This window comes from Moraxella oblonga NBRC 102422, assembly GCF_001598275.1.
In the GTDB taxonomy this organism is placed as follows: Bacteria; Pseudomonadota; Gammaproteobacteria; order Pseudomonadales; family Moraxellaceae; genus Moraxella; species Moraxella oblonga.
In genome coordinates this window covers 1-8443 of the sequence record NZ_BCYQ01000058.1, presented here as the reverse complement: position 1 = coordinate 8443, position 8443 = coordinate 1, and the positions used below count along the sequence as shown (strand labels likewise).

At 44.3% G+C, this 8443-nt stretch carries 3 protein-coding genes, 1 tRNA gene and 1 pseudogene; 3 read left to right on the top strand and 2 right to left on the bottom strand.

Annotation, left to right across the window (positions count from 1 at the left end):
* Positions 1-68 precede the first annotated feature (68 nt).
* Positions 69-144: transfer RNA gene (locus MOB01S_RS11300), tRNA-Gln, on the bottom strand.
* Between the two features lie 243 nt (positions 145-387).
* On the opposite strand from MOB01S_RS11300, the gene MOB01S_RS11295 reads away from it, so the two are divergent.
* Together MOB01S_RS11295 and MOB01S_RS11290 are read left to right on the top strand one after the other, a co-directional pair.
* The gene (locus MOB01S_RS11295) at positions 388-2364 is read left to right on the top strand and encodes a UDP-glucose:protein N-beta-glucosyltransferase (protein WP_066805494.1); all 1977 of its coding nucleotides are present in this window, start codon (positions 388-390) and stop codon (positions 2362-2364) included.
* Between the two features lie 280 nt (positions 2365-2644).
* Positions 2645-7543, top strand: coding sequence for an ESPR-type extended signal peptide-containing protein (locus MOB01S_RS11290; RefSeq protein ID WP_066805485.1), 4899 nt, complete (start codon positions 2645-2647; stop codon positions 7541-7543).
* Here MOB01S_RS11290 and MOB01S_RS12460 read toward each other — a convergent pair.
* A complete protein-coding gene (locus MOB01S_RS12460) occupies positions 7515-7757 on the bottom strand; it encodes a hypothetical protein (RefSeq protein WP_157073993.1) in 243 nt (80 codons plus the stop codon). The genes MOB01S_RS11290 and MOB01S_RS12460 overlap by 29 nt on opposite strands.
* A gap of 118 nt (positions 7758-7875) precedes the next feature.
* On the opposite strand from MOB01S_RS12460, the pseudogene MOB01S_RS11285 reads away from it, so the two are divergent.
* Positions 7876-8443: pseudogene (locus MOB01S_RS11285) on the top strand (hypothetical protein); the annotation flags it as partial.

The following is an 8443-nucleotide window of genomic DNA, read 5'->3' as shown; positions in this document are numbered from 1 at the left end:
CTTTTCATGTGTCTTTTAGATTTTTTCCAATAAAAAATCCAATCTTAATTAAGATTGGATTTTTAATATGGCAGAGGCGGCTGGACTCGAACCAACGAATGTCAGGATCAAAACCTGATGCCTTACCAACTTGGCGACGCCCCTATGTCATAGTCCCAAGATTATAACAGAATCTTTTTAGATTGCAAGTGGTTTTTTATTTTTAATGAAAAAAACCACTAAACGCTACTTGGGTGATTGGTATGAGATGGTTGTTTGCTTTGGTTGTAAAATGGTAACATGGTAGATAAAGTAGTTTACCATCGTGTATGGATTGTTGTACAATAAGCTGTCCCATACTACTTTTTTAAAAAGTGGTGAAGTATTTTGGTTTATTTGGAAACGACTATGACTCAACCTAGCGTTATCCGCCTTGAAAAGGCGGTATTTGATAAAGATTATGAAACTGCGTGTAGTGAACTACTTTCTATTTTGGGCGAGCTGGACAAGCAATTTGGGCATTGCTTTACGATTGAATGCGATTATCCAGCCCAATTAGAATTCATGGGCAATGAAAAAACCGTGCATTTTTGTCAGCGTGTTGCCAATGCGGTAACAGAGCTATTTCATGCCAAGAATGATTTTGGTGTTTCTCGTTTGGGTTTTGGGCGTTTTATGACCCTTCATCGTTGGCTTGATTTGGTATTTGCTTCATCTACTTTTGTGAATGCTGATCACATCATTCGTACCTACCACATCGGAGCACCCGAAGAGGCAAGCACTAACCTACAAATTGCTAACAACGAAAATACTTGGCTAAAATTTTGTATTTTATATACGATGGAGTCCAATATTCCACTAACACTAGATGTGTTGTGGGATTTTGATAAGCACATCTGTGCCTCATTATGCTTTGCATTGCAGTCGCCACGCTTTATCGGTACACAAGGAGCATTTAGCAAACGCCAAGCAATCCTGCAATGGTTTGCTCCAAAATTGGCTGAATTTGAGAATTTGAACGAATTGCCATCTGCGATAGCTCATGATGTGTATATGCATTGCAGTTATGACATCACCCCAGACAAACACCGTGTCAAAGAAAGTCTCAATCAAGTCATTCGCCGTCATTTGCTCGCATTAGGGCAGACTGACCGTGATGTGTCTAAGATTGGCAAAACCAACGGTAAACCTGTGATGCTTGTGTTGTTGGAGCATTTTCATTCGGCACATTCCATTTATCGTACGCATTCTACATCAATGATAGCGGCTCGTGAACATTTTCATTTGGTTGGTATTGGTGGTTCGGCGGTTGATGAAAAAGGTCGCCAAGTGTTTGATGAGTTTGTAGAACTGGGTAATAACAGTATTTTAGATAAAATTATTGATATCAAAGCACTGGCGGACAAATTTGAGCCTGCTGTACTGTATATGCCTAGCATTGGCATGGATTTGACACCCATTTTTCTAAGTAATCTACGCATCGCACCTATCCAAAGTATCGCCTTAGGGCACCCTGCAACCACACATTCACCCTTTATTGACTATGTGGTGGTTGAGGATGACTATGTTGGTTCAGAAGCGTGTTTTAGTGAAAAGCTCATTCGCCTACCCAAAGATGCTCTGCCCTATGTGCCATCTGCACTCGCACCAAGCTCGGTAGAATACCGTATGCGTGAAAATCCAGAAGTGGTAAAAATCGGTGTGGCAGCCACCACCATGAAATTAAACCCTTATTTCCTAAAAGCCTGTCAAGCCATTCGCAACCAAGCTAATGTGCCAGTACATTTTGTGTTTGCATTGGGTCAATCACAGGGTATTACCCACCCTTATGTTACCCGCTTTATCAAAAGCTATCTGGGCGATGATGCGACAGTTTATCCGCACAAACCTTATCATGAGTATCTACAAATCCTTCATCAGTGCGACATGATGATTAATCCATTCCCATTTGGCAACACCAATGGTATCATTGATATGATTACGCTTGGACTTGTGGGTGTCTGCAAAACAGGCGATGAAGTCCACGAGCATATTGATGAGGGTCTGTTTGACAGATTGGGTCTGCCCAAAGACAAACTGGTGGCAAAAACTGCTGATGAATACGTGGCAAAAGCGGTGGCACTTGCCGAAAACCACGCCGAACGCCTAGCCCTACGCCGTCATGTCATTGAAAACAATGGCTTGCAAACGCTATTTACAGGCAACCCACAGCACATGGGCGAGGCATTTTTGGCGAAAGTGGTGGAACTTGGATTGTCTGATGAAAAAGCAGACAGCAAAGCAGATGACAAGCCCAAAAAGGAGCCTGCCAAACGCACCACAAAGACAGCAACCAAAAAAGCAACAACCAAAAAAGTTGCCAAAAAATCAACCAAAAAAGATTGATTGATACTGCATCAATGATAAATATTTCTCATTGATATTATTAATTAGAAATTTTGTGTAGAAAAAATGTAACCAAATACTGTCAATGCCCTTATTTTATTGGGCTTGACAGTAAAGAATGAAAAGTCCAAGCAAAATGTGCCAAATAGATAGGCACATTTCTTGCAACATAAATATAAATACCATTCATCCACAAATGAGATGAGTGATGGTATTAACCATAATTTAAATCATCGTTGCCGACTGGCGTTAAACGATGTGATTATCACGAGGAAAACTAATGAACCATACTTATCGTGTCATATATAACGAAAGTACTAATACTTTTGTGGCGGTCTCCGAGATCGTCTCTGCCAAAGGCAAAAAATCCAAAGGCAAAAAATCCGCCAGTCATGCAGGTAGCGTTGTCGCTGCTGTTGGTGTGGCGGTTGCAGGGGGTGCATTGACGACAGTGCCAACAGAAGCTGAGGCGGCCGTTACAATAACACAATCTAATGCTAATGGCGTAACTAGCAACACGGACTCATTTGGTTTTGGTACTGCCAAAGGTCGAGGGTTGTCTATCTCTATCGGTGAGGGTGCTAACACTTCTCATGATGGTGCGATTGCACTAGGTGTTAGTGCAGTTGCATCAGGTGATTATGCCGTTGCCATTGGTTCGCCCGGCTCTTTTACAAAAGACCTAAGATACACCAACAATACTGTTAGATATACTGACTCTGATTTGCGTCGTACTGTCGCTAGAGGTTCTCAAGCAATTGCATTGGGTAGTGCCTCAAGAGCGTTGGGTGATCAAAGTAGTGCCATCGGTAATGACGTTTTGTCTGTTGGTATCGGTTCTATTGCTATCGGTAACGATGATACTCAAGATAGCTCACAAAACCCAACAGTAACTTTTGACAATCAATTAGCACTGGTGAACGCACAGGGTGCAGGCTATATTAATACAGGTTCGTTTGGTCAAGGTTCAAATGCTATCGGTGCACACTCTCAAGCACTTAGTAAGGGTTCAACCGCCATCGGTGTAGGTGCGGCAGCAGGTCGTGTGGGTAATTATACTGGTGCAGTAGCAGGTAGCTATGTAGACCCTAACTTTAGATATGTAGATTCTGGTTTGGGTGCCAACACCACCGCCATCGGTGCGATGTCTTATGCTGCCAACAACGAATCTACCGCCATCGGTTCAAACAGCCGTGCTTATTCTGAGCGTGGTGTTTCTATCGGTTATCAAGCAACAACTGGTGGCAATACCACCGCCACTATGCGTCAAGATACCATCGCTATTGGTACAAACGCAACAGCACTAAACAACTACTCTATCATCATCGGTACTAACGCTAGCAACATCAATAACTCAGCACAACTTCAAGGTGAAGTCGTCATCGGTCATAACGCTGTGGGCGGTTCTCAGGCTGCCAGTGTGGTTATCGGTTCTGGTGCTAAAGGTCATACGATAGATAACGTCATTGGCTCAGGTCATGTAGACTATCAAAACCCCTATACCATCATCAAAAAAGGTTCTGGCTCAACCCTAACCAGAAACTCTGATGGTACTGAGTTTAGCTCAGGTGTCGTGGCACTAGGTCGTGATTCTGAAGCGAATGCAGGTGGCGTGGCATTGGGTGATAATGCTCGTACCACACGTGTTCAGACCTCAAACAGCACCTCTCGTGGTCTGGGTGTTGCCATTGGTGCCAACGCATGGTCGCAAGGCGGTGGTGTAGTAATCGGCTCATCAGCAACCACAGAGGGCATCAATGCTATGGCGATCGGTCGTCAAGCAGTTGCCAAAAACAGTGCAGCCCAAGCCATCGGTGTAGCATCTGCCGCTGTCGGTACTCGCTCTTTGGCAATAGGTCAGTCAGCCACCTCTATCGGTGAACACTCTATCTCTATCGGTTCAGCACAGTCAAACGAAATATATAATGCTACTACCAACGTGCGTTCGGAGGGTAAAAACTCTATCGCCATAGGTTCGCAGGCTCGTATCGGTGAAAACTACCAAGCTCCAACTCGTCCAGCCAGAGACGCGAACATGACCACGCCAGAGCTGATTGCGTGGAACAATGACATCGCCAACGAATCTACACGTGCAGGAGCATTTACCGAAAACTCTATCGCCATCGGTGCAAACGCCATCGTCAAGAGCAAAACACAGACTCTCACTGGCACAACCGTAACTATCAACAACAACGCCAGTAACTCTGTTGCCATCGGTGCAAACGCCACCGTAACTAGCAACAGCTCAGTTGCAACTGGTCATGCTGCAACCGCCTCTGGCGAAAACTCAACCGCCATCGGTCGTTCTGCAACAGCTAGCCATGCCGATACCATCGCCATCGGTACCAACGCCAATGCCACAGGTATCAATAACATCGCAGGTAGCAACGCTAATTCAAATGCACTAGGCAGTATCCTTATCGGTGCCAACTCTCATCTAAAAGGAGCGAAGGAGAACAATATTAATATTGGCACTCTTAGCAATGGTGATACGCCATTTGTCTTGGTGGGTTATAACACTTCTTCCCAATCTCGCTTTGGTGATACCATCGTAGGTGCATGGGCAAAATCTGAAAACTCTAAATTTGAAATCAACCAAGCCACCGTCATCGGTAACCGTGCTCTTGTCTATGGTGACCAAGGTGTCGCTGTGGGTGCAGATACTCGTGCGTTGGGTAACTCATCAGTTGCCATCGGTGGTGATGACCTAGATAAAGCCTCTGCTGCTTTGAAAGATTTGCTAGGTCATAAGAATGTTGATGATGTTAGTAAAAATTATGGCACATTCCGAGGTGATGTTGATACAACTCTACAAAGCTATCTACCTGCTGCTGCTCTTAATGGTAAGGTATATCCAAACACCGCTGCCATCGGTGATGCGTCATTGGCAATCGGTACAGGTTCTCAAACATTCGGTGTTGCCTCTAATGCCATCGGTGCCAACGCATTGGCAAAAGGTCTGTCATCTACCGCCATCGGTACAAAATCTCGTGCATGGGGTGAGTCATCTATCGCCATCGGCACCAATGCCAACGCCTCTGGTAAAAATGCCATCTCTATCGGTCTAGGCAACCAAGTATCAGGCAACAACTCTGGTGCCATCGGTGACCCATCGATTGTCGCAGGTACCAACTCATACTCAATGGGTAACAACAACATCATCGCCAACAACACCGACAACGCCATCTCTATCGGTGGTCAAAACAAAATCGGTGGTGATGCCACTCGCACCAATGGTGTTGTAACAGATACCAACGTATCCAACGTAACTAACGCAAAAACAGGTGCCAACCGCTCTATGGTGATTGGTTTTAATAACACCGTTAGTGCTGATGATGTGATGGTGCTTGGCAACAACATCAATGTTACCAATACCGCCCAAGTTGGTACTACACCTGCCAAGTCATATAACGGCTCTGTCATCTTGGGTCAAAATGCCTCTACCGCAGGCTCGCACGACATTGCGAATGTTACAAATACCACCTTAAATGGCATTGAGTATGGTGATTTTGTAGGTACTGTCGCAGACGCAGGTCGTTTTGTGAGTGTGGGTGCCAAAGGCGATGAACGTAAAATCATCAATGTCGCTGCAGGTAACATCTCTGCTTCTTCTACCGAAGCCATCAACGGTTCACAGCTATATGCCGTGATTGACAAAATGCCTAATAAAGGCAACATTGTTTCTAATCCTGCGGGTAACGTCAGCGGTCCTGTAACTACTTTGAATGATGCAGTAACTGGTGCTCAAACTGCATTGGATGATGCATTGAAAAATGACCCTACTGCTCAAGATCCAGCCACTCAAGCACTACAAGCAGCATTAGATGATGCGAAAAAGAATCTTGCAAATGCACCTAACTTGTATGCAACCGCTCAAAACGTAGCGGATTCCATCAACTCAAGTAGTTGGACGCTTCAAAATCACTCTAAGAACGTTGGTCAAATCAATCCGGGTGATAAAGTTAACTTCACTTCAGATGACAAGACAGTTGTTATTAATGCTACAAATGAGACTAACGGCGTAAGCACGCTAGACTTTGCCGTAAATGTTGATGGTGATACCATTACTATTAATGATAAAGGTCAATTGGTTGCTAATGTCCCTCCAGGCACAGCAACGACCGTTAAAGAAGGTGATAACGTTAAAGTTACTGGTACGCCAACAGAAGGCTACACCATCAGTGCAAACAACACCCAAGCGAATGTGATTAAGGGTGCAGGTGTTAACGTTGTTGAAGGTACAAACGACAACGGCACCAAGAGCTATACCGTTTCTGCCAATGTTGATGGCGACACCATCACCACTACCGATGATGGTAAATTGGTTGCCAAGAACACCCAAGCCACCGTTACTAACGGTAAGGGCATTACTGTTACCGAAGGTGATGTAAATGGCAACGGCACGAAAAATTATGTCGTCTCTGCCAACACTGACGTAACTACCAGTCCTAATGACAATGGTACAATGAAGGTTGACGACAACAAGGGTGACAACCTTGTAAACGGTACAACGCTTGTTAATACCGTAAACAACGCTTCATTTAACCTAACCACAGGTGGCAATACCGATACCAAAGATACAACAAGTAAAGTCAAAGCTGGCGATACCGTTACCATCTCTGGCGGTAAAGCGATCTCTGTATCTCAAGCAGGTAGTGAAATCACCATCAACACCAAGTATGATGGCACCACCATCACAACCAATGATGCAGGTGATTTGCAAGTTGCTAACACCACATTGACCCAACCAACCACTCCTGTTGGCACAACTCCAACTGTTGCCCCAATCACAAAACCATCTGATGAAAACTCTACCAAGTTTGTCAATGCAGGTGATTTGGCAAATACATTAAACAATTTGGGCTTTAATGTAGATTCTGCTGCTGCAGGCGGTACTGTTTCTGGCAACGCCAAAACCGCTGTTAAGACAGGTGATACAGTTACCTTTAAAGCAGGTGACAACATTGACATCACACAAGATGGTCAAAACTTCACCATTTCTGCCAAAGCGACCGATGTTAATGTGGCAAATACTACCCTAACCGTAACAGATGATGGTACAGTTGCACCACAAGACCCAGCCTCAGATGGCGATAAGTTAGTAAATGCAAGCACCGTTACTGACGCCATCAACAAAACTGGCTTTAAAGTTAAGATGGTAAGCCTAGCGATAAAGTAGGTGGTGATGGACTGGTAAATGCAGGTGATACGCTAGATTTTGTAAGCGGTAACGGCACGACTGCTCGTGTAACTAACACAGGTGGCGTAACCTTTGACATCAATACCACAACATTTGGTGATAATCCTACTGGTGTTACCAATACTGGTAAAGTAGATGCTCCGAAAGATCCTGATAGCTTCGTAAACGCAAGTACGATTGCTAATACTATCAATAACGTCTCTCACAACATCACTATTGGTCGTGATGATGCTAAGGTAACCGACCAAGAAGGTAAAACAGAGGCGAAAGTTAAGGCAGGCGACACCATTACGCTAAATGCAGGTAAAAACTTGGTTGCCAATCAAAAAGGTACCAACATCACTTTCGCTACGGCTGACGATGTTACCTTCAATAGCGTAACCACCAATAACTTTACTGTACCAACAGATCCAGTAACGCCAGCCAACAACCCAATCACCATCACCAAAGACGGTATCAGTGCAGGTGACAAACCAATCACTAACGTAAGTAGTACTGTACCAACTTATACTGATGGCAAACCAAAAGATTTGCTAAATCTAACAGCAGTATCACCAACTGATGCTAAGAATGCAGCAACTGTTGCTGACCTACAAAAAATGGGCTTTGTGGTAAGTTCTGATATGACCACAGGCAATAAAGAAGGTGAGTCAAGTGCAACTGAATTTAGCAATCAAGTGAAAAATGCTAATGAAGTTCGTTTTGTGGGTACTGGTGCTGCCAATGTAAGTGGTAAGCTAGTTGGTGATGTTAATACTATTACTGTACACGTAGATCCTGCTCAGGTAGATAGTGGTAGCATCACACCTAACAACAATGGTACTGTTACTGCCGCTCCAAGTAACACAGGCGGTAATGTTGCGACTGTGGGTGATGTAG

Excerpts from the sequence above, each read along its gene's own strand:
- MOB01S_RS11295 (WP_066805494.1), top strand. The coding sequence starts at position 388 with ATGACTCAACCTAGCGTTATCCGCCTTGAAAAGGCGGTATTTGATAAA.
- MOB01S_RS11290 (WP_066805485.1), top strand. The coding sequence starts at position 2,645 with ATGAACCATACTTATCGTGTCATATATAACGAAAGTACTAATACTTTT.